Source organism: Streptomyces ureilyticus, assembly GCF_011045025.1.
GTDB lineage: Bacteria > Actinomycetota > Actinomycetes > Streptomycetales > Streptomycetaceae > Streptomyces > Streptomyces ureilyticus.
On record NZ_JAAKZX010000056.1, the window covers coordinates 1 to 22,812 of the forward strand.

Genomic DNA, 22,812 nt, shown 5'->3' on the forward strand with positions numbered 1-22,812 from the left:
ACGCCGACCCGCTTGGCGTCCTCGGTCGCGATATTGGCCAGCGCTCCGGGCAGCCGTCCCTCCTCAGCTCCGCCGCCGGTGCCGCGGAGTCAGACGACCAGGTCCAGCAGGGCCAGCAGCTTGCGCAGCTCCTGCGTGGCGGTCTGCGGTCCGAAGAGGTGGGCCACACCGGTGACGTTGAGGACGATCTCGTCGACCCCCGCCTCCCGGAAGGCGTCGAACTTGGCCAGCAGTTCGTCCGGTTCGCCGTACAGGAAGGCGTCGCCCGCGATCAGAGCCTTGCCCTGGACAGCTTCGTCGGCGCCGGGTGGGCCGGTGCCCTCCGGTACGTCGTCCGGCAGGTCCACACCGCCGCGCCGGAGCATGTCGCGGTAGTGCTGTGCGCGCAGATGGTTCCGGTTCGAGGCGAGGGCGAGCTGTACGGGGTCACGGTCGGGGGCGGCCAGAGCGACGGGCACCATGGCCACCACGCGGGGAGCGGGCCGGCCGGCCTTCTGCGCGCTCTCGCGCACCGCGGGCACGATGTGGTCCCGCAGATAGCGAGCGGGCGTCAGCCAGGTGATGGCCGCGTCGGCCACCTCGCCCGCCACCCGGGCCATACCGGGGCGCAGCACCCCGAGTCCGAGTTCCACCTTCGGCCCCGGCATCGCCCGCAGCAGCGCCTCCTGGTGCACGTACTCACCGTCCAGCACATCCGGACTCCCCGTCAGCGCGGAGCGTACGGCGGTGAGGTACTCGCGGGCCGCGGTGAGCGGACTCCGGTACGGGGCGCCGAGCAGGGCCTGTTGCACACTCGGCGCTCCGGGCCCGTACCCCGCCAGTACCGACTCGCCGGTCATCAGGGAGAGCGACCGTGCCTGGAGTGCGGCCTCCGTGGGATGCCGCAGGGGCATCAGGGTCACCCCGAGTCCCGCCGGCACCCGGAACCCCGCACCGGCGGCATGGGCGAATCCCTGGTGGGACTCGGTGGCGAGGCTCTGCCCCTGCCACAGCCGGTGGGCGCCGGTCCAGTGCACGAGTCCCGCGAACGGCAGGATCTGCTCGGGTCTGCTCGGGACGAACGGTACGAGGACCGAGTAGGCGGTCATCGGGGGTTCTCTCCTTGTTCCTTGGCCGGGGCCTTGGCTGACGGGCGGGTGAACTCGTTCCGGTTACTAGTCCCAGTCGAGGATCAGGCGGCCGACCGGTACCACTTCGCCGAGGATCAGAGCGGGGAGAGAGGACAGATCGGTAAGGGCGGAACCGGTGGCCGGAGCGGTGGTGGCGGCCACCTGGGCCGGGGTGCCGGCCGAAGCCTCGGCCGCCTGGGCGGTGCCGGTGCCGGCGAGGCCCAGAAGAGCGGCGGCGACGAGCGAGGTGGCGAAGCGCTTCTTCATGACTGTTCCCCCTGGTCGAGATGTGTGGATCTGGAATCCGGTCAGTCCGGCCGGGATTCCGTGGAGCTTTCGGGGTGTTCCCGTGGGCTCCTTGTGACCACAACTCTGCCGTTCGGGAAGCCCGAGTTGGAGGGGTCTTGCGCGCAGCTTGCTGCGCGCGGCCATGTCACTTCATGCGCGTGTTCTGTCACCGATCTGAACGGACATGTCGATCTACGTAGTTTTTCCCTGCTCAGCCCGGTAGACCTATGTGTGCGACTGACCACCGTGTAGACCCTGGGGGGAGCTATGCCGCATCCGAGTCTTGAGTTTCTCGGCGTCAGATCCGAGGAAGAGGCCTTCTACCGCATGCTGCTGCGGACCGGCGGCGTCGACTTGAAAGAAGCGGCAGAGAACAGTTCCCCGGGCGAGGAGTCGACGCGGTCACTGCAGAAGCGGGCCTGCGAACTGGGGCTCGCCACCATCGCCGACGGCCTGCTGCGCCCCGCGGCACCCGCCAAGGCGATCGAGGCCCTCATCGACCGCCGCGTGACCCTGGCCCGGGAGGAACTCGAGAACTCGGCCGCCGAGCACGACATCGTCACCTCGCTGCTCGCCGAACGGGACGCCGCACCGGTGAGCGACGCCGTGGCCGGAACCGACCGGCCCACGATGGAACGCCTGGTGGGAATCGACCGGGTCCGCGCCGCCATCGACGAACTGACCTTCTTCACCCGCACGGAGAGCCTGACCACTTGGCCGAGCGGACTGATCCCCCCTCAGGCCATCGCGGCGTCCCGGTCACCGAACGAACGCATCCTGCGCCGTGGGATCCGGATGCGCAGCCTGATCGGGGCCGCCGCGCTTGACGACCCCGGCACCATGGCGTACCTGCGGGAACTGACGGCCAAGGGAGCGGAGATCAGGATCTCCCGGCTCCCCCTCGAACGTGTCCTGATCTTCGACCGGGTCGCCGCGCTCACTCCCATCGACCCGGCCGACAGCAGCCGCGGCGCCCTGCTCGCCCGGGAACCCGGGCTCGTCGCCACCCTCGTCTCGCTGTTCGACCGCATGTGGGGCCAGGCCCACGAACTCCCACCGCCATCCGGCGAGGGCGTCGGCGCGGAGCCGGCCGACCACCGCCCCGGCGAGATCGAGCGCAAGATACTGGAATCGCTGTGCATGGCGGACAAGGACGAGACCGGTGCCCGTGACGTCGGCATGTCGGTCCGTACGTACCGCAAGTACGTGGCGTCGCTGATGCACCAGCTGGGCGCGTCCAGCCGCTTCCAGGCCGCGCTGCTCGCCCGCGAACGCGGCTGGATCTGAGAGCCCGCAACCGATACGACGGGGGTCGGAGCACCGTGACCAGGTGCTCCGACCCCCGTCGTATCGGTCGCCGTAGCGCTTATTGCCCGCCGGCCCGCGTCAGCGAACGGGCGCAGAAGAGCGCCCCGATGGCGAACACGGACACCGCCACGACCTTCACCGCACCGTCGAAGATCACAAGAGAACAGGCGAGAGCGATCAGCAGCCCGGTCATCCCGGCCAACGGATTCCGCTTACTCCCACCCGTGGATTTCTGGGCCATCGCGCCGGCTCCTTCTGTAAGGGGGATTGGTCGTTCCACTGTCCCAGCGCCCCCCTGCCCCCTCGCTCCGAACGACGTGCAGCTTCCTGCGAGCCGGCTCGCAGCATCCTGCGAACACGCGGTGCCGAGGGGGGCGGGCCTACTTCGGGTGCCTACTAAACGCCACCTAATGGGGTAATTGTCCGTACCTGGCCGGGCATGTCGCAGCGGCCGACTGCCAGTCTTGGAGTAACGGGAGCGCTCTGCGTTCAGGTCCAGCGCGCTCCTCGACGCCCGTGCGGCACCGAAGGCCCGGCCGCGGCCATCGCCGGACGCGATGACACTGCCGTACGGACAGTAAGGAGCGCACATGACGGCTGAAAGGTGCATATATGACAGGAAATCCGAGAATCGGTTCAGCTCCGGGAGAACTGCCTCTGCTCGGTCATGCGGTGCCGTTCGCCAAGGGGCCGCTCGACTTCCTGTCCTCTCTGCCGGTGCACGGTGACCTGGTCAAGATCAAGCTTGGGCCGGTGTCGTACCACGTGCTCTGCGATCCGGCGCTGGTCCACCAGGTCCTCGTCGATGACCGGACCTACGACAAGGGTGGCGCGGTCTACGAGCAGGTGCGGACCGTGGCCGGAAACGGGCTGGCTACCTGTGTGCACAGGGATCACCGTCGGCAACGTCGGCTGACGCAGCCGGCCTTCCATCACGATCGCCTCCCCGGCTACGCCAGGGTGATGTCCTCGGAGATCACCGCGATGACCGAGAGCTGGACGGAGGGCCGGAAGGTCGACGTGCTGGCCACCATGAACGAGCTCATCACCAACATCGTGGTGCGCACGCTGTTCGCCGCCCATCTCGACGCTTCGACCTTCAAGGAGCTACGGCTGTGTCTGCACATTGTCATGACCGGCATGATGCGTCGGATGCTCATGCCCTGGTCCTTCGTGAATCGAATTCCGACGCCGGGCAACCGCCGGTTCGATCAGGCCCGGTCAGGGCTCAGGCGGTATGTCGCCCAGGTCGTCGCGGACTACCGGCGTGCGGGCGTGGACCACGGAGATCTGTTGTCCATGCTGTTGGCCGTTCGTGACGAGAACGGCCAAGGTCTGACCGACACGGAGATCCACGATCAAGTTTTCGCCTTCTACCTCGGTGGCAGTGAGACTGCGGCGCCCTCGCTGGCCTGGTCGCTGTACCTGCTCGCATGCGACCCCCTCGTCCGGCAGCGGCTGCACGACGAGGTCGACGCCGTGCTCGACGGCCGGCTTGCCGAGTATGACGACCTCCCGCAACTGGACTTGACGCGTCGGGTCATCACGGAGACGTTGCGCTTGCACCCGCCGGCCTGGCTGCTCACCAGGGTCACGACCAAGGACACCGAACTGGCAGGCCAACATCTCCCGATCGGCTCCAACGTCCTGTACAGCCCCCACATCGTGCAGCAGCGCGCCGACCTGTTCCCCGGCCCTGAGCGTTTCGACCCCGATCGGTGGCTCGACGACAGCACCAGGCTTCCCCCGGGTGCGTATACGCCCTTCGGCGGTGGTGCTCGCAAGTGCATCGGGGAAGTCTTCGGCATGACGGAGGCCACCCTGGCACTGGCCTCCGTGGTCGCCCACTGGCAGTTCGATCCGCTGCCCGGAGCACACGCACGCCTCACTCCACGCCTCTCCTCCACCCCCCGGTCGCTCCCGATGTCCATGCGCAAGCGACGAGGAGCGTAGGCCCGCAGACGCCATCGGCCATCATGATCCACTCCCCGCTCACTCCCGAGAGGTCCCGGAGAACGCGTCAGGCCCGGTTCCCTGTGAAGGAAACCGGGCCTGACCTGGTACTTCTCTGTTGGGGTGGCGGGATTTGAACCCACGACCTCTTAGTCCCGAATAAGGTCAGGGTAAGATCGAAACCAGGGTGCGACGACGTCAATGCAGGTCAAGTCGTCGGTATGAGCTGGCTCTTCTGGGTGCTTGGAGGGCGGCGGGAGAAGATCTTCTCCCAGGTTTCTCCCAGTCCTTCAGAGGAGTCACGGCTCAGGAGAGACGGTGGCTAGGGGGTCGTCGTCGGTGCTTTCTGACGGTGCCGATCGGACCGGTCGCGCCTTCAACCGGAGATGCACGCTCCTGATACCAGCGATGACAAGTGCGGCACACAGGCTTCCGAGAAACTCTGGCAGGGCCCCGGCGAACACGCTCACGACATCACCGCCGCAGTCGCATTGGCCGATGCACGTCGTACGGTGTACCTGTTCCCAAGTCGCTTGAGCTTGCGCCACACTCGTGCGCCGTAGGCAGCTGGCATCCCCTTCGCAATCGCGGCGACAGCCCAGGTGTCACCCGAGTACGCCCACTGGAGGGCGATTGCCGCCTCCGTGTCGCACAGACCGCGTAACACCGACGCGATTGAATCGCTGATTGGTTCGCCGTGAAGGGCCCGCGTTTCCGGGGTTTGGCGGTCAGCTAACAGATCCTCCAGGGTCAGGCTGGCACCAATCTCTTGGCCGAGCAGCACGATGTGCTTGTCTCGCACTCTGCGCTCCCACAGAGGCTGCAAGTGCCGGTGCTCGATGTCCGCTTGCCGGCGCAGAAGCTGGGCTAGGACTGAGTCGCTAGCCACTCCTTGGGTGAGCTCCTCAACCCAGTCGCCCAGCAGCGCCATCTCTACGGCCTCACGCCATGCCGCTGGCCGGCGCAAGCCCAGCCATGTTCGAGCGAAGGCATCCACCTGGTCCACGTCCCCGTCGATTGCAGCGTTACGCGCAATCAGCGCAGCAAGGAGAGCACTGCGAATCGGCGGCGTGGGGAATCGTCGCCAGCAACGGAAAAGCGACAACAGCCAGTGGGCTGCTTCCCTAGAGCGGAGTACTCCCCGTTCCCCCGAAGCAGGTGGAATACGCTGCAACACCTCGTCTGGAGGCAAAACGATGAAAAGGATGCTGTTGCGGATCGAGCCAGCGTAGCTCCGCTGGCGGAGTATCCCTAGGTCGTCCAATACCTTGCGGGGAAGCGCGGAGAAGATGCCAGCGACAACATCGTCGGGGTCAGGCTCTAGCGGGTGGGGTAGCGCATCGGCACAGCGGGTGCAGGGGAAGCTTCGGTCAGGGGCTGGCCGACTGGCGCTCAACACGATTTGCGGGTCAAGGCATAGGCCGTCGCAACGTGTGGCGGTGGGCCGACCTTGACCCAGGCACGCAACGAAAGACATGCGGACTCCTTGCTGGTCCCAGATGAGGTTTCCTACCTCTAGGCGCGGGAAGGGCCCGGACCGTCAAAAAATCTTGGAGCGTTTGGTGTGATGCTCGTCACTGGGTCAGAGTGGCGGCGTTGCCCACCGTGTGTCACCGCTCCCGCCTCACTCTGCATAGGTGGGGCCGCCGTGCACAGTCTCCAACCAGCTGTAGGGTCGGTCGCTTTGCATGCTGACCGTTTCGTCCCGAAGCAACTTGGGCGGGCGTCTGACCTTGCGCCGCTGTGCCTCTCACCTCCCGCGATGGTCCACAGGTGTGCGGGGTTGTCCGCCGCTGTGCGTCGGCGTTGTCACGCAGTCAGACACTCATACCCGCGCTTGGGTACGGCTGGTCACTTAGCCCCGCAGCCTCAGCTTCGAGTGGTCCGGACGTACGACACCTGTGAAAACGGCTCGTACGGCACCGTCGAGACCGGCCTCTCCGCATGATCGGGCCGATCGCGGGTAGGCGGCGGTGTATCGAGTGGCGGGCTCGTCCAGCAAAGGTATGGCGTCATGACTGAGATCCCCGCCGAGCTCTTCGAGGCAGTGGCGCGGGACGCTCTGCGGGATCTGGCCAGGGCGCCCGACAGCCGGACGTTGGAGGCGCTGGCGGGTTGTGATGTGTTGATCCCGGCGGTCAGCGGGATCCAATACACACGTGACCGCAGTGAGTTCGTGCGGTTTGTGCTGCCGGTGATCGAAAGCGTGAATTTCGCCCCCGCGGTCATGGTCTTCACCTCGGAGGAGCGGCTGCTCAGAGCCTTCCCCCAGGTGCCCTGCTACCGGCCTGTCACCTTGCGGCAGCTGGCCGCTCATTGGCCGACCGACGAAGTGGTGCTGGTCATCGATGCCGGGAACGAGGACTCGCTGACCCTGTCCGCACACGAAGCGCGGTGGCTGCTCGCCCGCTGCCTCGCCTGAAACGATCAGGCCGGGCCGGAGGAATGACCCTCCGGCCCGGCCCTGATACGTATGGAGCGGGCGACGGGAATCGAACCCACGTAGCCAGTTTGGAAGATCGCGTATGCAGATCGGGACTCAGCTGGTGAGACGTTGACGTGCGGGTTCTCGGGCTTCTCGCCTCTGTTCCCCGTTGTTCCCCGCCGTGCACTGCTCGATCGGGCACGTTAGGGGCACGGGCCTCGGCGCGACCGCGTGGTGATCCATGATCCGCCTACTGAGCTCTTCGGATTGTTGTCGGGGGTGGTGACGGGTGGTGATCTCTGCGGTAGGCCGGTGGTATGCGGTACGCACAGGGTGGCGGACTGACCGCCGAGAGGCAGCGATTACGCGAACGGATCCGGTACGAGGCAGGCGAGCGGTTCGGCCGCGATGAGAGAACCCCGGTGATCGCGAAAGATCTGCGGGTGAGTGAGCGGTCGGTGGAACGCTGGCGGCGTGCCTGGCGGGAGGGCGGGATGGACGCGCTCGCCTCCGCGGGGCCACCGAAACTGTCCAAGTTGTCCGATGAGCAGTTCGCCGAGTTGGAGAAGGAACTGGTGCTGGGGCCGGCCGTGCATGGCTGGGAGGAGCAGCGGTGGACCCTGGCCCGGATCCGGGAGCTGATCGCCCGGACGTTCCGATTGGACTGCTCGTCGGCGGCGGTGTGGCGGCTGCTGCACCGGCACGGCTGGTCCTGGCAGTGTCCCGCCCGCCGGGCCCTGGAGCGCGACGAGCAGGCGGTGGGTCTGTGGAAGAAGGATGTGTGGCCGCACGTGGAATGACTGCGGCGGCGCTGGGGGCCTACATCGTCTTTGAGGACGAGGCCGGGTTCTCGATGACGCCGCCGCGCGCCCGCACTTGGGGCCGGCGTGGGCACACGCCGGTGGTGCGGATGCGGGGCCGCTCCTGGCGCCGCTGGTCGATCGCGGCGATGTGCTGTTACAGGCCCGGCGAGACCTCCCGGCTGATCTACCGGCCGCGCCGCCACCGCAAGCATCGGGGCAAAGGGCGTGACAGCTTCGCCTGGAACGACTACCGCGACCTGGTCGTGCGCGCCCACATCCAGCTCCAAGCTCCCATCGTGCTGATCTGGGACGATCTCAACACCCACCGGGCCGCCGGGATGCGTGACTACGCGGCCGCACACGACTGGCTCACCATCGTCCAACTGCCCTCTTACGTACCGGACTTGAACCCGGTCGAAGGCGTCTGGTCGCTGTTACGGCGCGGCCCACTGGCCAACACGGCCTTCACCGACGACGAGCACCTCGAACGCACCCTCCGCCGGGGCCTGCGTCACATTCAGCTCCGTCCCGACCTCATCGACGGCTGCCTTGCCGGCACCGGCCTCACACCCACCCGCCGACAACAATCCGAAGAGCTCAGTAGACACTCACACGGCAGGCGTGGCGGGAGCTTCAGTCGCCCGCGAACCACAAGTAACTGCCTGGGGTGGCCGCGCACTGTTCCAGCATGGACGCGAGGTCGTCGAGTGCGGCGAGCTGATGCTCCTCACCGCACCTTTGCCTGAGACCGTGGATCTCCCGGAGTGCGGCGGCGGACTCCTGCTCGTTCATCAACGTATCCCCGTATGGATCGACGGCAGTGAGCTTCCCGGATACTCCAAGGAGCTGGAGCGAGCCGAGCGCATCAGCTAGAGCGTGTCTCTTTGATGGGTTGGTCAGTTGATCGGATGTGTCTGTCCGATTAGTGATCACCGGTGCGATGTGGGACCGGATCGAACCGCCGATGCCGGCCGATCCGGCCTGTGGGCGACGGTGGGCTGACCACCGCCGGACCCTTAAGGCTATTGCGTGGAAGTACCGCACCTGCTCACCCTGGCGCGACCTGCCCAGCACTGCGGGTGCGGACGCCGACGATCCCCCGTGGCGCTGGTCGGTGGCGTGGTGCCGGTCGGCGAGGTAGGCAGCCACCGCCCGGTCCGGGGCGTCGCCGTCAACAGCCTCCGGCGCACGCCCGATCGCCGCCGGCGACGGCGTACGTCGCCACCCGAGCAGGTGACGGCCCACAGCGAGGGCCCGTGAACGGCCCACCCGAGGCCCTCGCACCCCGCTCGGCGAGTTCTCGACGCTCCCCGCACCGCAGACGACCGCCGCAGGCACACGTAGACCGGACCGGCGTCAGTGAGTGCCACCGGCCCCGCCGCGAGCGCGGGTTGGGCACCGAGCCGAACCAGAGGCTCAGGTGAGCGACCTGGTCGGGGTCCGTAATGATCACCAAGCCTGCCCGCACCGCTACCTGCCCCTCACGCCAAAGACCCGTACAACCACGGGACTTGAAGCCGCCTGGTTTCAGCCTGCGAACGTTTCTGCTGGCGAGTTTTGCGCGAGGTATTGACGCTGATCACCGGAACCCTATTATCCAATTGCTCGACATTTCGACCTATGTTCGTTATGTCGAACACGTCAGGGCCACACCACACCGCCTCCTGACAGCCCCTGACGGGCCAAGCCGGAGTCGCTTGCTCAAGGATGACGAGGTCCTTATGCACAGACGTAGTTTCAGCCGCAGACACCCGTCCGCGGTGCTCGCCGCCGCGGTCGCGGCCCTGGCCGCGCTGGCGGCGCTGCTCGTCGCCGGCCCGGCCCAGGCGGCCACCACCAGCGACGTGCGCGGTGTTGATTCCGGCCGCTGTCTCGACGTGGAGGGCTTCAGCCAGACCGACGGCGCGAACGTGCACATCTGGGACTGCCACGGCGGAAACAACCAGCAGTGGACGTCGACGGACAGCAACCAGCTGACCGTGTACGGCAACAAGTGCCTGGATGTCCGGGGCGGCGCCACCACGTCCGGGACCCCGGTGCAGATCTGGGCGTGCAACGGCAGTGACAACCAGCAGTGGCGGGTGAACCCCGACGGCACGATCGTCGGCGTGCGGTCCGGGCTGTGCCTGGACGTCTCGGGCTGGGGTAAGTCCAACGGCACGGGGGTGCAGATCTGGTCGTGCCACGGCGGCGCCAACCAGAAGTGGACCGGCCTGTCCGGGACGGGCAACGCGTGTGCTCTTCCGTCGACCTACCGGTGGAACTCGACCGGCCCGCTGGCGCAGCCGAAGGCGGGGTGGGCTTCGCTCAAGGACTTCACCAGCGTCGTCCACAACGGCAAGCACATCGTCTATGCCACGACGCACAACACCCTCGCCGGTAACGATGGGCGCTGGGGATTGACGACCTTCAGCCCCTTCACGAACTGGTCCGACATGGCCACCGCCACCCAGAACACGATTCCCTTCGATGGCATCGCGCCGACGCTGTTCTACTTCGCCCCGAAGAACATCTGGGTGCTCGCCTACAACGGGGGTTGGCCCTACAGCTTCTCGTACCGCACCTCTAGCGACCCCACCAACCCCAACGGCTGGGGCCCGCAGCAGGATCTCTTCACGACCACCCTCCCGGACGTTGTAGATCCCGACGGCACGCGCCGGAAGAGGGGCCCCCTCGACGTGACCCTCATCGGCGACGACACGAACATGTACATGTTCTTCGCCGACGACGAGGGCGGCATCTACCGCGCCAGCATGCCCATCGGCAACTTCCCGGGCACCTTCGGTTCGTTCACGAAGATCATGAGCGACACGGCGCTCAACCTGTTCGAGGCGCCGGAGGTCTACAAGGTCCAGGGCCAGAACCAGTACCTCATGATCGTCGAGGCCCAGAATTACACAGGGTATGGTCGCTACTTCCGCTCGTTCACGGCCACCAGCCTCGACGGTACGTGGACACCGCAGCCGCAGGCCGAGACCGTGACCAGCCCCTTCGCCGGCAGTGCCAACAGTGGCGCGACGGCCTGGACCAGGGACATCAGCCACGGCGATGTGGTTCGCACCAACCCCGACCAGACCAAGACCATTGACCCTTGCAATCTGCAGTTCCTCTACCAGGGGCGCGACCCCCGCACCGACGGCGGGGACTACGGCACCCTGCCTTACCGGCCGGGGGTACTGACACTGCAGCGCTAGCCGGTGGCGTGACACAGGTCCGGCTCCGGTGTTCCTGACATTCGCGGGCAACGACGTACGCCGAACCAGGTGAGCGTCACAGCGAGCGATCAGGAACAGGTGGAGTTGGAGCGGCGGGCTCGGTGCAAGGCCGAGCCCGCCCGTGCACGCGGAGAACCCGGATGGTGGCGGCCTCGTCCTGGTCGACCACGAGACGCGGAACGTCTCAAGCCTGGTGAGTCGGTCGGTTTCAGGGTTTGTCGAGTGAGCCGGGGTCGCCGGCGTCCGAGGTGATCACTGGGCGGCGGCGTGGCCGTCCGGCTGGTTGATCCACACGTTGGTGGGGATGATCGGCGGGGTGGGTGGCTTGTTGACGAACCGTTCGGGGTTGCGCTGGTAGGCGGCGGTCAGGACGTCGGCGCGGACGGCGACCATCCAGACGACGGTGTAGCGGTTGTAGATGTCGATGATCGAGTACAGGTGGCAGAAGACCCGTTTGCCCGGTCCGCGCAGCCGCGTTACGTCCCGGGACCGGATCTCGTTCGGGCGGGTGGCCGGTAGTTCCGGTTTGGCGTGCGCTGGGTGGACGGCGTGGCGGCGACGCTCACGGACCTCGTCGTGCTCGCGCAGGATGCGGTACATGGTGGACACGCCGGCCACGTACACGCCTTGGTCGAGCAGCTGATGGTATGCCGATGCCGGGACGTCACCTTCCCCGGCGGCGTCTGGAGCCAGGACATCAGTCACGGAGAGATGATCCGCGCGAGCAACGACCAGACACTGACCATCAACCCCTGCCGGCTCCAATTCGTCCACCAGGGCGTCGACCCCAAGGCCAACGGCAACGACGGCTACATCAAGATGCCCTACCGGATGGGCCTGCTCACGCAGACCAACTCCCCCTGCTGACACCGGTATCCGGCTCAAGCCCACCAGCGAGGTCCGAAAAAACTTGGACCGGGCGGCAACCTTTTCGGGAGCGGCGGCAACCAGTACCGCAACGGTGCCTGTCCAAGCCTGCCCGCACCGCTACCTGCCCCTCACGCCAAAGACCCGTACAACCACGGGACTTGAAGCCGCCTGGTTTCAGCCTGCGAACGTTTCTGCCCGCGAGTTTTGCGCGAGGTATTGACGCTGATCACCGGAACCCTATTATCCAATTGCTCGACATTTCGACCTATGTTCGTTATGTCGAACACGTCAGGGCCACACCACACCGCCTCCTGACAGCCCCTGACGGGCCAAGCCGGAGTCGCTTGCTCAAGGATGACGAGGTCCTTATGCACAGACGTAGTTTCAGCCGCAGACACCCGTCCGCGGTGCTCGCCGCCGCGGTCGCGGCCCTGGCCGCGCTGGCGGCGCTGCTCGTCGCCGGCCCGGCCCAGGCGGCCACCACCAGCGACGTGCGCGGTGTTGATTCCGGCCGCTGTCTCGACGTGGAGGGCTTCAGCCAGACCGACGGCGCGAACGTGCACATCTGGGACTGCCACGGCGGAAACAACCAGCAGTGGACGTCGACGGACAGCAACCAGCTGACCGTGTACGGCAACAAGTGCCTGGATGTCCGGGGCGGCGCCACCACGTCCGGGACCCCGGTGCAGATCTGGGCGTGCAACGGCAGTGACAACCAGCAGTGGCGGGTGAACCCCGACGGCACGATCGTCGGCGTGCGGTCCGGGCTGTGCCTGGACGTCTCGGGCTGGGGTAAGTCCAACGGCACGGGGGTGCAGATCTGGTCGTGCCACGGCGGCGCCAACCAGAAGTGGACCGGCCTGTCCGGGACGGGCAACGCGTGTGCTCTTCCGTCGACCTACCGGTGGAACTCGACCGGCCCGCTGGCGCAGCCGGCGAACGGGCAGGTCGCGCTGAAGGACTTCACCACCACCACGTACAACGGCAAGCACCTGGTCTACGCAACCACCTCCGACGGAGAGAATTGGGGCTCGACGATGTTCAGTCCCTTCACGAACTGGTCGGACATGGGGGCGGCCACCCAGACCCCGATGAACGAGTCCGCGGTGGCGCCCGAACTGTTCTACTTCGCGCCCAAGAACATCTGGGTGATGGTGTCCCAGTGGAGCCAGTGGCCGCTCTACTACCGCACGTCCAGCGACCCCACCAACCCCAACGGCTGGTCCGCCAAGCAGCCGCTGTTCACCGGCACCCTCCCCCAGAACCCCGATCCGAACCGGAAGGATGCCCCGATCGACCCGACCATGATCGCCGACGACCAGAACATGTACCTGTTCTTCGCCGCTGACAACGGCAGCATCTACCGGGCGAGCATGCCGATCGGGAACTTCCCCAGCAGCTTCGGCTCCTCGTTCACGACGGTCATGAGCGACACGGAGAAGAACCTGTTCGAGGCGCCGGAGGTCTACAAGGTCAAGGGCCAGAACCAGTACCTCATGATCGTCGAGGCTCGGGGTGTCAATGAGCAGCGCTTCTTCCGCTCGTTCACGGCCTCCAGCCTGAACGGTCCGTGGACCCCGCAGGCCGCCACCGAAAGCAACCCCTTCGCCGGCAAGGCCAACAGCAACGCCACCTGGACCAACGACATCAGCCACGGTGACCTGATCCGCGACAACCCCGACCAGACCATGACCATCGACCCCTGCAACCTGCAGCTCCTCTACCAGGGCAGGAACCCCTCCTCGGACGGCGCCGAGTACCTGACGCTGCCGTACCGGCCGGGCCTGCTCACCCTGCAGCGCTGACCCGCCTGATCCACGGTGATCGCGATGGGGTGCGGTCCGCCGACGCGTGGACGAGCTGTCTACGGCGTGCGCAACTCCACCCGCTGACCGATACTCACCACCTTGAGGAACCCCAGCCGCGCGTCGGCTGGGGTTCCTCTCGTTCGTGGACTCTCATCGTGGGTACGCTTCTGACCGTGCACGTCGACCAGCGGAATCTCTTCAATGGGGACCGCCGGGAGGCCAACGTTCTGGCCGGCATCTTTGACGGAGATCAGAACCGGCTCGTCGTCCACGCGCTGGCCTGACGAATCCTTCGGACGCCTTGCTCAGCGCCGGGTCCAGATGAGCCTGAACCGCTCGGTCAAGCGGGCCATGGCGCGGGACAAGGTCAAGCGCAACGTGGTGGAGCTGTGCTCCGTGCCGCAGGGGCAGATGGGTCGTCCCTCCAAGGCGCTCACCTTCGCCCAGGCCGAGGCGGTACTCAAGGCGGCCGAGGGGACCTCGATGCACGCGTACATCGTCGTAGCCCTGCTGACCGGTGCCCGCACGGAGGAACTGCGAGCTCTCACCTGGGACCACGTCTTCCTGAAGGGCCAGCCGGGCGCCGACCCGCCGCAGCTTCCGCACATCGCGGTGTGGCGCTCGGTCCGGCGCGGTGGGGACACCAAGACCCGGAAGTCCCGGCGCACGCTCGCTCTGCCGGCGCGCTGCGTAGAGGTCCTCTGGCAGCAGTTCGAAGACCAGGGCTGGGATCGGCTCGCCGCTGGCGACAAGTGGGAGGAACACGGGCTGGTCTTCTCGTCGGCCGTCGGCAAACCGCTCGACGCGACCAACGTCCGGCGAGCCTTCCGCCAGGCGCTCAAAGACGCCGAGGCAATCAACGCCGACGACTGGACACCCCGGGAGCTCCGCCACAGCTTCGTGTCCCTGCTCTCGGACCGTGGCGTCCCACTGGAAGAGATCTCCCGGCTCGTCGGCCACTCCGGCACGGCCGTGACCGAGGAGGTCTACCGCAAGCAGATCCGCCCGGTGATCCAGACGGGTGCCGTGGTCATGGACGGCATCTTTAAGCGCGGTACGGAGCGCTAGCTGTTCTGTCCGTTGAGTTGCGTGACCGCAGGTAGACGCACGTTCGGGAGATCGCACGATCAGGTTGCGTCGCATGCCTCGGCGACTGACGGCCTCGCGACCGGACACGCTACGAGCATGACCACTCTGCGCTTGCGCTACATCCTCGGACGTTCCGCTGTCGTAGCCGCCCTGGGCATCACCACGGCCATCATGACTACCACCTCTGCCTCAGCTCTTCCTCAACCTCCCTCGCCTCCCGGCTCCAGTGACTGCGTGATCGCCATTGCCCCCAAATCAGGCCTTCAAGGGCTCTTGTGGGGAGCAGCGTACGGGCCCGCAGGGGCAGCCAACTCTTACGCACTCTGCCCATCGCGCTAAGGCGTGTCCGATGAGTGCGGAGGCTGACCCATCTCACAGGCCTCAGTCACGCAGATAGACACGCACACGAAACAGGTCCCCGGACTACTCACGTGAGTAGTCCGGGGACCTGGTGTTTCTCTGTCGGGGTGGCGGGATTTGAACCCACGACCTCTTCGTCCCGAACGAAGCGCGCTGCCAAGCTGCGCTACACCCCGATGTCGCTTTGAGCAGGCCACTTCAAGTGGGCTGTGTCGTGGCGACGTCGTTTACTTTAGCCCACCGGTGGCTGGAGGCGAAATCCGGTTTTTCCGGGGGGACCCGGAACCACGGGCGCAGCGACAGCGCCCGCTACTCCCTCCCCGTAAGCGTCAGCAACGTAGCCTCCGGCGGGCAGGCGAACCGTGCCGGTGTATAGCGGTTTGTGCCGCAGCCCGCTGAGACGTGCAGGTACGAGGTCCGGCCGGCGGACGTATGCGTGGACAGGCCCTTCACGCGGTCCGTGTCCAGGTCGCAGTTGGTGACGAAGGCACCGTAGAAGGGGAGGCAGAGCTGGCCGCCGTGGGTGTGGCCGGCCAGGGTCAGGGGGTAGCCGTCCGCGGTGAAGGCGTCGAGGACGCGCAGGTACGGGGCGTGGACGATGCCCATCGAGAAGTCGGCCGAGTCGGAGGGGCCGCCGGCCACGCGCTCGTACCGGTCGTGTTTGATGTGCGGGTCGTCCAGGCCGGTCAGCTCGATCTCCAGGCCGTCGATCTTCAACGTGCCCCGGACGTTCGTCAGGTTCAGCCAGCCCGCCGAGTCGAAGCCGTCGCGCAGGTCCTCCCACGGGTTGTGCAGGGCACCGACGACGGGCGGGTTGCCGTTCAGCCCGTGCCGTCCCTGCACCTTCTCGAGCAAGTACCGGGCGGGGTTGCGGAATCTGGGCCCGTAGTAGTCGTTCGAGCCGAAGACGTACGCGCCGGGGAACTCCATCAGCGGGCCGAGGGCGTCCAGGACCTCCGGAACCCCCTCGGGGTCGGAGAGGTTGTCCCCCGTGTTGATCACGAAGTCGGGGCGCAGCCCGGCCAGCGAGCGCAGCCACCGCTGCTTCTTGCGCTGGCCGCTCACCATGTGGATATCGGAGACCTGGAGGACGCGGAGCGGGCGCATGCCCGGCGGCAGTATGGGCACCGTCACCCGCCGCAGGCGGAAGGAACGGGCCTCGAATCCCACCGAGTAGAGCAGTCCGGCGGCGCCGGCCGCCGTGATTCCCAGAGGTACTGCGTATTGCGCGCGCATACGCCCATCGTGTCAGACGGCGCGTACGACCGAGCCGCACGGCTCTCCCCGGGCGGCCGAAGGCGTGCCGCCGGAAATCAAGGGGCCGTTGTCCCACCACACCTGCGACAATCGACCCCATGACCACGCTCAAGTCGAAGCTGCAGGAAGACCTCAACGCCGCGATCAAGGAGCGCGATGAGCTCCGCTCCTCGACGCTCCGGCTGACCCTCACGGCGATCACGAAGGAGGAGGTCGCCGGCACGGAGAAGCGCGAGCTCTCCGACGAGGAGATCACGAAGGTGATCACCCGTGAGGCGAAGAAGCGCCGTGAAGCCGCCGAGGCCTTCGCGAAGGGTGGTCGCGCCGAGTCCGCCGAACGGGAGAAGGCGGAAGGCGAGGTCCTCGCCGACTACCTGCCCAAGCAGCTGTCCGACGACGAGCTCCAGCAGATCGTCGCCCAGGCGGTCGAGGAGGCGAAGGCGGCCGGCGCCGAGGGCCCGCGCGCCATGGGCCAGGTCATGAAGATCGTGAACCCGAAGGTGGCGGGCCTCGCCGAGGGCGGCCGCGTCGCCGCACTGGTCAAGAAGCAGCTCGCGGGCTGAAGATCCGGAACCCGAGAACCCGAGAAGCCGAGAACCCGAGAACCCGAGGCCTGCACAGCCGTACGGGGATACGCCCATAGCCGTACGTGGATACGTCTATAGCCATACGCGAGTACGCCCGATACGACGGTGGGGGCGCCCCTTATGACAAGGGGCGCCCCCACCGTCGTATCGGCATCAACACCGGTCGTACGGCGTCAACGGCCCAGGATGCCTATGGCCTACGGGCTACGGGAACCGACCGCCGTTCCCGTTCCCGCCGTTGCCGTTGTTCCCGCCGATCGTCCACTCCTCCGGGATCGAGAAGGACGGCTGGGGGATGGGGAGGTCACCGATGCCGCCGTTGTCGTTCCCGCCGTTGCCGTTCCCGCGGTCGTCACCGTCGTCGCCGTCGCCCGGACGGTCCCTGTCATCGCTGGGCGGGTCGGGGATGTGGACGGGGTTGAAGCCCGGGGCCTCCTTGCCCTCGAGGGCGCCGGTCATGGCGTCCTTCCAGATCGGGCCGGGCACCTCGCCGCCGAAGACCTTCTCGTGCCACTCTCCGCCGATCCTGATGTTCGACATCTTGACGGCCTGGGTGGCGCTGCCGACCCAGACGGCGCCGGACATGTTCGGCGTGTAGCCGACGAACCAGGCGTTCCTGCGCTCGTCGGTCGTACCCGTCTTACCCGCGTTGGCCCGGTCGGAGAGGCCGGCCTGCCGCCCTGTACCGGAGTCGACCACTCCGCCCAGCAGTTGGTTGATGGTGTCCGCCGTGGTCTCGGACATCGCCCTGCTGCAGGTCGACTTCGGCACCTCGAGCGACTTGGTCTCGCCGCCTGTCCGCCGGTTGATCGACTCGATCGCGATCGGCGTGCAGTACGTACCGCGGTTGGCGAAGGTCGCGTACGCGCTCGCCATCGTCAGCGGTGAGATGCCGGTGGAGCCGAGGGTGAGGGAGGACGGCACGATGGGCAGCTTCTTGCCGTTGCCCTGCACCACGCCCATCTTGTCCAGGATCTTGGACACCGGGCACATGCCGATGTCCTCGATCATCTGCACGAAGTAGGTGTTGACGGATTTCTCCATCGCCTCCCGCAGGCGGTACGGGCCGACCTCGGACTCGTCCTCGTTCTCCACCTTGGCGCCTTCCGAGTTCCGCCAAGGACTCCCATCACAGGTCTGCACTGTCTCCGGATACGGCATTTCGAACGGTGCCGGGTACTCCTGGATCGGCGGGGTGCCCTCCTCGAGGGCGGCCGCGGCCAGGAACGGCTTGAAGGTCGAACCGGTCGGGAAGCCGAAGTTCGAGCCGCCCACGCTCTGGTCGACCGAGTAGTTGATCTCGGTCTCGTTCTTGCGGTAGCCGTACGGCTTCGACTGGCCCATGCCGAGGATCTTGCCGGTGCCCGGCTCGACCAGCGTGGTGGCCGTGGCGACCTTGTCCGACTTCCTGACGTGGTTCTTGATCGAGGCCTGTACCGAGTCCTGTGCCTGCGGGTCGAGTGTCGTCTGGATGGTCAGGCCGCCCTGGTTCCAGAGCTTCGCGCGGGCCTTCTTGGTCTTGCCGAAGACCTTGTCGCTCAGCACCAGTTCGCGGACGTAGTCGCAGAAGAAGCTGGCGCCCTTGACCGCCGTGATGCACCCGTTGTTCGGCTTGCTGACCTTCAGGCCGAGTGGCCTCTCCTTGGCCTCGTCGGCCTCCGCCTGGGAGACGTTGCCCAGGTCGGCCATGCGCTGGAGCACCACATTGCGCCGCTGTATCGCCTCTTGCTCGTCGTTGACCGGGTCGTAGCGGGTCGGGGACTGGACGACGCCGGCGAGCAGCGCGGCCTGCTCCAGGTTCAGGTCCTTGGCGGACGTGGAGAAGTAGCGCTGGGCCGCGGCCTCGACTCCGTAGGCCTGCTGGCCGAAGAACGTGATGTTCAGGTAGTTCTCGAGGATCGTCTTCTTGCCGAGCTCTTCCTCGACCTGGATCGCGTACTTCAGTTCCTTGATCTTGCGGCCGAGGGTCTGCTGTGTGGCCTGGGCGACCTTCGTCGGGTCGTCACCGGCCTCCTCCACGAAGACGTTCTTCACGTACTGCTGCGTGAGCGTGGACGCGCCCTGGGACACTTCGCCGCTCCGCGCGTTCCGGTTGAGCGCGCGCAGGACGCCCTTGAGATCCACCGCGCCGTGCTTGTAGAAGCGGGAGTCCTCGATCGCGACGATCGCCTGCTGCATGAACGGCGAGATGTCCTTGAGTTCGACCACGGTGCGGTCGCGTGAGTAGACCGTGGCGATCCGGCCGCCCTGGTTGTCCAGGATCGTGGTGCGCTGACTCAGCGGCGGACGCTTGAGGTTGGCGGGGATCTCGTCGAAACCCTCGACCGAGCCCTTGGCCGCCAGCCCGAGTGCGCCTGCCGCGGGCAGCGCGATGCCCGCCGCGACGGCTCCCGCGAGCACGCTGACACCCAGGAACTTGGCGGCCTGCTGAACCGGAGACAGGCCTCCACCCGATCGCTTGTTTGCCATGAGGGCAGCCTACGTTCTCATTCGCCGGACACGCGTACAGGCCTTGGCCTAAGCTGCTCACAACTGTCACAGCAGTAGGGCCACGTATCAATACGGCTGGCGACCCCGAATCGTTCCAGTCGATTCCCAACTTTTTTGTTGGGCTCGTGCCCGAATCCGCCTCATGTGTCACTCGGCGTCCGTTGTGACGCAGCTCAACTGTCCTGGTTTGCCAGGAAAGTTACATATGCCGTCAGCTCACTCCGTTGGGTGATCTGCCGCGTACCCATAGTCCATTCGGGCCATTCAAGATTGGGCCCGCAGGGGCTGGTTGACTGTGCCCACCTTCCGTAACGTCCTCAACTGGCGGCGGTGAATATGCCGCTGCCGCCGTGGGGGAGCCTCGATTCGGGAGAGGACGGCGCCGGTATGGGCTGGGTAACCGACTGGAGTGCGCAGGCGGCCTGTCGCACTACCGATCCGGACGAACTGTTCGTTCAAGGAGCAGCGCAGAACAGGGCGAAGGCAGTGTGCACCGGATGTCCGGTGCGTACGGAATGTCTTGCCGACGCGCTGGACAACCGCGTCGAGTTCGGCGTGTGGGGAGGGATGACGGAGCGGGAGCGCCGCGCACTGCTGCGCAGGCGGCCAACCGTCACCTCCTGGCGCAGGCTGCTCGAGACAGCGCGTACGGAATACGAGCGGGGGGCGGGCATTCTGCCCCTCGACGAGGAAGAGGTGTACGAGAACTACGCGGCGGTGGGCTGACCGCCTGCCGCGGTCACCTCACACGAACCGCGGCCGCGTCACACCACCCGCCGCGGTCGAGCGTGCCTACAAGCACCGTACGCAGCCGTCCGTATGCGACTGCTGCCGTACGGGTACTGCCGTACGGGCCGTATACGACGCTGTCTGCGACCAGGGCCCGCGAGGTCCCATACGCAGCCGGGGTCCAGGCGACCCCGAGAGGCTCACGCAGCTCCGGCCGGCCAAGGACTACGAACCGGCGGCGAGCCGGTCCCCGATGTCCCGCAGCCCTGCGAGGTCGTGCACATCGCCGGGCAGCGCGGCCACTTCTGCCACCGCCACCTCGGGGTGGAGCGAGGTGAAGCGGTCGCGCGTGCGCTGCTCGCGGAAGAGCAGCCGCATGCGCTCGGCGTGCAACCTCAGCAGGCCCGCGGTGAGTTGCTCGACGGTCCGGGCCGTCCCTGCTCCTTCGGCGTCGATCCGGTCCGCGGCGGGGGAGCCTGCGTCGGGTGCGGGAGCCTCGGGAACGGCGGAAGCGGGAGATTCTGAACTGTCATCCGTGTCGGGAGAGTTACGAAGTCCAGCTTTCCCAGCCTCCTGATCGACAATGCGGGCTTCCGTAAGATTTTCCGCGGCGGCGAGCGCCCGCTCGGCGGACAGCTGGGCGGCGCCGCTGTCGTGCACCCGGTTCAGCACCAGACCCGCGAGCGGCATGTGCTCGGCGGCCAGCCGCTCCACGAAGTACGCGGCCTCGCGCAGCGCGTCGCGCTCCGGGGCCGCAACTACGAGGAAGGCCGTGCCGGGCGCCTGGAGGAGCTTGTACGTGGCGTCCGCGCGGGTACGGAAACCACCGAAGGTGGTGTCCATCGCGGCCACGAACGTCTGGACGTCCTTGAGGAGTTGCCCGCCCAGCAGCTTGCCCAAGGTGCCCGTCATCATCGACATCCCGACGTTCAGGAACTTCATCCCGGCCCGGCCGCCCAGCTTCGCCGGCGCGGTCAGCAGCCGGATCAGCCTGCCGTCCAGGAAGGAACCGAGCCGCTTCGGGGCGTCCAGGAAGTCCAGCGCCGAACGGGACGGGGGCGTATCGACGACGATCAGGTCCCATTCGTCGCGGGCCCGCAGCTGGCCCAGCTTCTCCATCGCCATGTACTCCTGCGTGCCCGCGAAGCCCGCCGAGAGCGACTGGTAGAAGGGGTTCCCCAGGATCGCGGCGGCCCGCTCGGGGTCCGCGTGCGCCTCGACGATCTCGTCGAAGGTGCGCTTCATGTCGAGCATCATCGCGTGCAGTTCGCCGTCCGCGGAGTCGTCGACGCCCTTCACCCGGCGCGGGGTGTTGTCGAGCGCGTCGATGCCCATCGACTGGGCGAGCCTGCGCGCCGGGTCGATGGTGAGGACGACCACCTTCCGGCCGCGCTCGGCCGCACGCAGCCCGAGGGCCGCCGCGGTGGTGGTCTTGCCGACGCCGCCCGCCCCGCAGCAGACCACGATGCGGGTCTTCGGGTCGTCGAGCAGCGGGTCGACGTCCAGGACGCGGACCGGGTCCAAGCTCATGAGATCCCCTGCCGGCGCAGTTCGGTGGCGAGTTCGTACAGGCCCGCGAGGTCCAGTCCCTCGGCGAGCAGCGGGAGTTCGTGCAGCGGGAGGCCGAGCTCCTGGAGCACGGCCCGCTGCTCGCGCTCCAGTGCGTACCGCTCGGCGTACTCGTCGGCCTGGGTGAGCAGCGGTTCCACGAGCCGCTCGGCGACTCCGCCGCGGCGTGCGCCGCCGAGTCCGGCCGCGGACAGCGACTTGGCGATGGCCGTGCGCGGCGCCTCGCGGGTGAGCGCCAGGTCTGCCTCGTCGAGAATCGTGGGCCGCACCATGTTCACGATGATCCTGCCCACCGGGAGCTTCGCGGCACGCAGTTCGGAGGCGCCGTCGACGGTCTCCTGGACGGGCATCTCCTCCAGGAGGGCCACCAAGTGCACGGCTGTCTCACGGGACTTGAGGACCCGCATGACGGCCTGGGCCTGGTTGTGTATCGGGCCCATCTTGGCGAGGCCCGCCACCTCGTCGTTCACGTTCAGGAAGCGGGTGATGCGGCCCGTCGGCGGGGCGTCCATGACGACGTAGTCGTACACGAACCGCCCGGTCTTGTCCTTCCTGCGGACCGCCTCACACGCCTTACCGGTGAGGAGTACGTCCCTGAGGCCGGGCGCGATCGTCGTGGCGAAGTCGATGGCGCCGAGCTTCTTGAGGGCCCGTCCGGCACCCCCCAGTTTGTAGAACATCTGGAGGTAGTCGAGAAGCGCCAGCTCGGGGTCTATGGCGAGGGCGAACACCTCCCCGCCCCCGGGCGCGACGGCGATCTTCCGCTCCTCATAGGGCAACGCCTCCGTCTCGAAGAGTTGCGCGATGCCCTGCCTGCCCTCGACCTCGACCAGGAGGGTGCGCTTGCCCTCCGTGGCGAGGGCGAGCGCGAGGGCTGCGGCGACCGTCGTCTTACCGGTACCGCCCTTGCCGCTGACGACCTGGAGCCTGCTCACATCTTCGAGCCTAACCA

19 protein-coding genes, 1 tRNA gene and 3 pseudogenes are annotated in these 22,812 nt (G+C 67.1%); 13 read left to right on the forward strand and 10 right to left on the reverse strand.

Going from position 1 to position 22,812, the window contains the following annotated elements; all coding sequences use genetic code 11:
* Positions 1-89: 89 nt before the first annotated feature.
* Entirely contained in the window at positions 90-1,088 is a 999-nt protein-coding gene (locus tag G6048_RS19220; RefSeq protein WP_165340797.1) for an LLM class flavin-dependent oxidoreductase, read from the reverse strand.
* A 66-nt stretch (positions 1,089-1,154) separates the two neighbouring features.
* On the reverse strand, positions 1,155-1,376 hold the full coding sequence (locus tag G6048_RS19225; RefSeq protein WP_165340798.1) for a hypothetical protein: 222 nt from the start codon (positions 1,374-1,376) through the stop codon (positions 1,155-1,157).
* Between the two features lie 288 nt (positions 1,377-1,664).
* Here G6048_RS19225 and G6048_RS19230 point away from each other — a divergent pair, with 288 nt between their 5' ends.
* Positions 1,665-2,684, forward strand: a complete 1,020-nt coding sequence (locus G6048_RS19230; protein ID WP_165340799.1) for a response regulator transcription factor — start codon at positions 1,665-1,667, stop codon at positions 2,682-2,684.
* A gap of 79 nt (positions 2,685-2,763) precedes the next feature.
* On the opposite strand, the gene G6048_RS19235 is transcribed toward G6048_RS19230, so the two are convergent.
* Positions 2,764-2,946, reverse strand: coding sequence for a hypothetical protein (locus tag G6048_RS19235; RefSeq protein ID WP_165340800.1), 183 nt, complete (start codon positions 2,944-2,946; stop codon positions 2,764-2,766).
* A gap of 371 nt (positions 2,947-3,317) precedes the next feature.
* Between G6048_RS19235 and G6048_RS19240 the strand changes: the two genes are divergently transcribed.
* Positions 3,318-4,658: a cytochrome P450 gene (locus G6048_RS19240; RefSeq protein WP_165340801.1), complete on the forward strand. Its 1,341-nt coding sequence runs from the start codon at positions 3,318-3,320 to the stop codon at positions 4,656-4,658.
* Between the two features lie 466 nt (positions 4,659-5,124).
* Here the strand turns inward: G6048_RS19240 and G6048_RS19245 are convergent, their stop codons facing one another.
* Positions 5,125-5,664 carry a hypothetical protein gene (locus G6048_RS19245; RefSeq protein WP_165340802.1) on the reverse strand — a complete coding sequence of 180 codons (540 nt, stop codon included), beginning with the start codon at positions 5,662-5,664 and terminating at the stop codon, positions 5,125-5,127.
* 1,008 nt (positions 5,665-6,672) lie between these two features.
* Here G6048_RS19245 and G6048_RS19250 point away from each other — a divergent pair.
* The 5 genes and pseudogenes from G6048_RS19250 (at position 6,673) to G6048_RS19270 (ending at position 11,080) form a co-directional block, all read left to right on the forward strand.
* A complete protein-coding gene (locus G6048_RS19250) occupies positions 6,673-7,080 on the forward strand; it encodes an SseB family protein (protein ID WP_165340803.1) in 408 nt (135 codons plus the stop codon).
* A gap of 320 nt (positions 7,081-7,400) precedes the next feature.
* A pseudogene (locus tag G6048_RS52230) lies at positions 7,401-8,455 on the forward strand (IS630 family transposase); the annotation flags it as partial.
* A 181-nt stretch (positions 8,456-8,636) separates the two neighbouring features.
* Positions 8,637-8,759 carry a hypothetical protein gene (locus G6048_RS50950; RefSeq protein ID WP_268978900.1) on the forward strand — a complete coding sequence of 41 codons (123 nt, stop codon included), beginning with the start codon at positions 8,637-8,639 and terminating at the stop codon, positions 8,757-8,759.
* Between the two features lie 37 nt (positions 8,760-8,796).
* A pseudogene (locus tag G6048_RS19265) lies at positions 8,797-8,970 on the forward strand (transposase); the annotation flags it as partial.
* A 637-nt stretch (positions 8,971-9,607) separates the two neighbouring features.
* On the forward strand, positions 9,608-11,080 hold the full coding sequence (locus tag G6048_RS19270; RefSeq protein ID WP_206341792.1) for a non-reducing end alpha-L-arabinofuranosidase family hydrolase: 1,473 nt from the start codon (positions 9,608-9,610) through the stop codon (positions 11,078-11,080).
* A 273-nt stretch (positions 11,081-11,353) separates the two neighbouring features.
* Here G6048_RS19270 and G6048_RS19275 read toward each other — a convergent pair whose 3' ends face one another.
* Positions 11,354-11,806, reverse strand: a complete 453-nt coding sequence (locus G6048_RS19275; RefSeq protein ID WP_165340796.1) for a hypothetical protein — start codon at positions 11,804-11,806, stop codon at positions 11,354-11,356.
* A gap of 6 nt (positions 11,807-11,812) precedes the next feature.
* Here G6048_RS19275 and G6048_RS19280 point away from each other — a divergent pair, with 6 nt between their 5' ends.
* The 4 genes and pseudogenes from G6048_RS19280 to G6048_RS19290 all read left to right on the forward strand — a co-directional run.
* A complete protein-coding gene (locus G6048_RS19280; RefSeq protein ID WP_235990035.1) occupies positions 11,813-11,968 on the forward strand; it encodes a hypothetical protein in 156 nt (51 codons plus the stop codon).
* 371 nt (positions 11,969-12,339) lie between these two features.
* On the forward strand, positions 12,340-13,776 hold the full coding sequence (locus G6048_RS19285) for a non-reducing end alpha-L-arabinofuranosidase family hydrolase (protein WP_165340805.1): 1,437 nt from the start codon (positions 12,340-12,342) through the stop codon (positions 13,774-13,776).
* Positions 13,777-13,934: 158 nt separating this feature from the next.
* The gene (locus G6048_RS50955; RefSeq protein ID WP_268978901.1) at positions 13,935-14,063 is read left to right on the forward strand and encodes a hypothetical protein; all 129 of its coding nucleotides are present in this window, start codon (positions 13,935-13,937) and stop codon (positions 14,061-14,063) included.
* A gap of 40 nt (positions 14,064-14,103) precedes the next feature.
* A pseudogene (locus G6048_RS19290) lies at positions 14,104-14,847 on the forward strand (site-specific integrase); the annotation flags it as partial.
* Between the two features lie 483 nt (positions 14,848-15,330).
* On the opposite strand, the gene G6048_RS19295 reads toward G6048_RS19290, so the two are convergent.
* Together G6048_RS19295 and G6048_RS19300 are read right to left on the reverse strand one after the other, a co-directional pair.
* A tRNA-Pro gene (locus G6048_RS19295) sits at positions 15,331-15,404 on the reverse strand.
* Between the two features lie 133 nt (positions 15,405-15,537).
* The gene (locus tag G6048_RS19300; protein WP_165340806.1) at positions 15,538-16,464 is read right to left on the reverse strand and encodes a metallophosphoesterase; all 927 of its coding nucleotides are present in this window, start codon (positions 16,462-16,464) and stop codon (positions 15,538-15,540) included.
* Between the two features lie 119 nt (positions 16,465-16,583).
* Between G6048_RS19300 and G6048_RS19305 the strand changes: the two genes are divergently transcribed.
* Positions 16,584-17,048, forward strand: coding sequence for a GatB/YqeY domain-containing protein (locus tag G6048_RS19305; protein WP_165340807.1), 465 nt, complete (start codon positions 16,584-16,586; stop codon positions 17,046-17,048).
* Positions 17,049-17,276: 228 nt separating this feature from the next.
* Here G6048_RS19305 and G6048_RS19310 read toward each other — a convergent pair whose 3' ends face one another.
* Positions 17,277-19,541, reverse strand: a complete 2,265-nt coding sequence (locus G6048_RS19310; RefSeq protein ID WP_165340808.1) for a transglycosylase domain-containing protein — start codon at positions 19,539-19,541, stop codon at positions 17,277-17,279.
* Positions 19,542-19,949: 408 nt separating this feature from the next.
* Here G6048_RS19310 and wblA point away from each other — a divergent pair, with 408 nt between their 5' ends.
* Positions 19,950-20,288 carry a transcriptional regulator WblA gene (gene wblA, locus G6048_RS19320; protein ID WP_055515737.1) on the forward strand — a complete coding sequence of 113 codons (339 nt, stop codon included), beginning with the start codon at positions 19,950-19,952 and terminating at the stop codon, positions 20,286-20,288.
* A gap of 228 nt (positions 20,289-20,516) precedes the next feature.
* Here wblA and G6048_RS19325 read toward each other — a convergent pair whose 3' ends face one another.
* Entirely contained in the window at positions 20,517-21,821 is a 1,305-nt protein-coding gene (locus G6048_RS19325) for an ArsA family ATPase (protein WP_165340809.1), read from the reverse strand.
* Positions 21,818-22,795: an ArsA family ATPase gene (locus G6048_RS19330; RefSeq protein ID WP_165340810.1), complete on the reverse strand. Its 978-nt coding sequence runs from the start codon at positions 22,793-22,795 to the stop codon at positions 21,818-21,820. Before G6048_RS19330 ends, G6048_RS19325 begins: the two co-directional genes overlap by 4 nt.
* Between the last annotated feature and the right edge of the window lie 17 nt (positions 22,796-22,812).

Bases quoted from the DNA above. Each gene is read 5' to 3' on its own strand.
- G6048_RS19325 (WP_165340809.1), bottom strand. From the start codon at position 21,821: ATGAGCTTGGACCCGGTCCGCGTCCTGGACGTCGACCCGCTGCTCGAC.
- G6048_RS19230 (WP_165340799.1), top strand. From the start codon at position 1,665: ATGCCGCATCCGAGTCTTGAGTTTCTCGGCGTCAGATCCGAGGAAGAG.
- G6048_RS19220 (WP_165340797.1), bottom strand. From the start codon at position 1,088: ATGACCGCCTACTCGGTCCTCGTACCGTTCGTCCCGAGCAGACCCGAG.
- G6048_RS19280 (WP_235990035.1), top strand. From the start codon at position 11,813: ATGATCCGCGCGAGCAACGACCAGACACTGACCATCAACCCCTGCCGG.
- G6048_RS19305 (WP_165340807.1), top strand. From the start codon at position 16,584: ATGACCACGCTCAAGTCGAAGCTGCAGGAAGACCTCAACGCCGCGATC.
- G6048_RS19240 (WP_165340801.1), top strand. From the start codon at position 3,318: ATGACAGGAAATCCGAGAATCGGTTCAGCTCCGGGAGAACTGCCTCTG.
- G6048_RS19250 (WP_165340803.1), top strand. From the start codon at position 6,673: ATGACTGAGATCCCCGCCGAGCTCTTCGAGGCAGTGGCGCGGGACGCT.
- G6048_RS19285 (WP_165340805.1), top strand. From the start codon at position 12,340: ATGCACAGACGTAGTTTCAGCCGCAGACACCCGTCCGCGGTGCTCGCC.
- G6048_RS19225 (WP_165340798.1), bottom strand. From the start codon at position 1,376: ATGAAGAAGCGCTTCGCCACCTCGCTCGTCGCCGCCGCTCTTCTGGGC.
- G6048_RS19235 (WP_165340800.1), bottom strand. From the start codon at position 2,946: ATGGCCCAGAAATCCACGGGTGGGAGTAAGCGGAATCCGTTGGCCGGG.
- G6048_RS19300 (WP_165340806.1), bottom strand. From the start codon at position 16,464: ATGCGCGCGCAATACGCAGTACCTCTGGGAATCACGGCGGCCGGCGCC.
- G6048_RS19310 (WP_165340808.1), bottom strand. From the start codon at position 19,541: ATGGCAAACAAGCGATCGGGTGGAGGCCTGTCTCCGGTTCAGCAGGCC.
- G6048_RS19270 (WP_206341792.1), top strand. From the start codon at position 9,608: ATGCACAGACGTAGTTTCAGCCGCAGACACCCGTCCGCGGTGCTCGCC.
- wblA (WP_055515737.1), top strand. From the start codon at position 19,950: ATGGGCTGGGTAACCGACTGGAGTGCGCAGGCGGCCTGTCGCACTACC.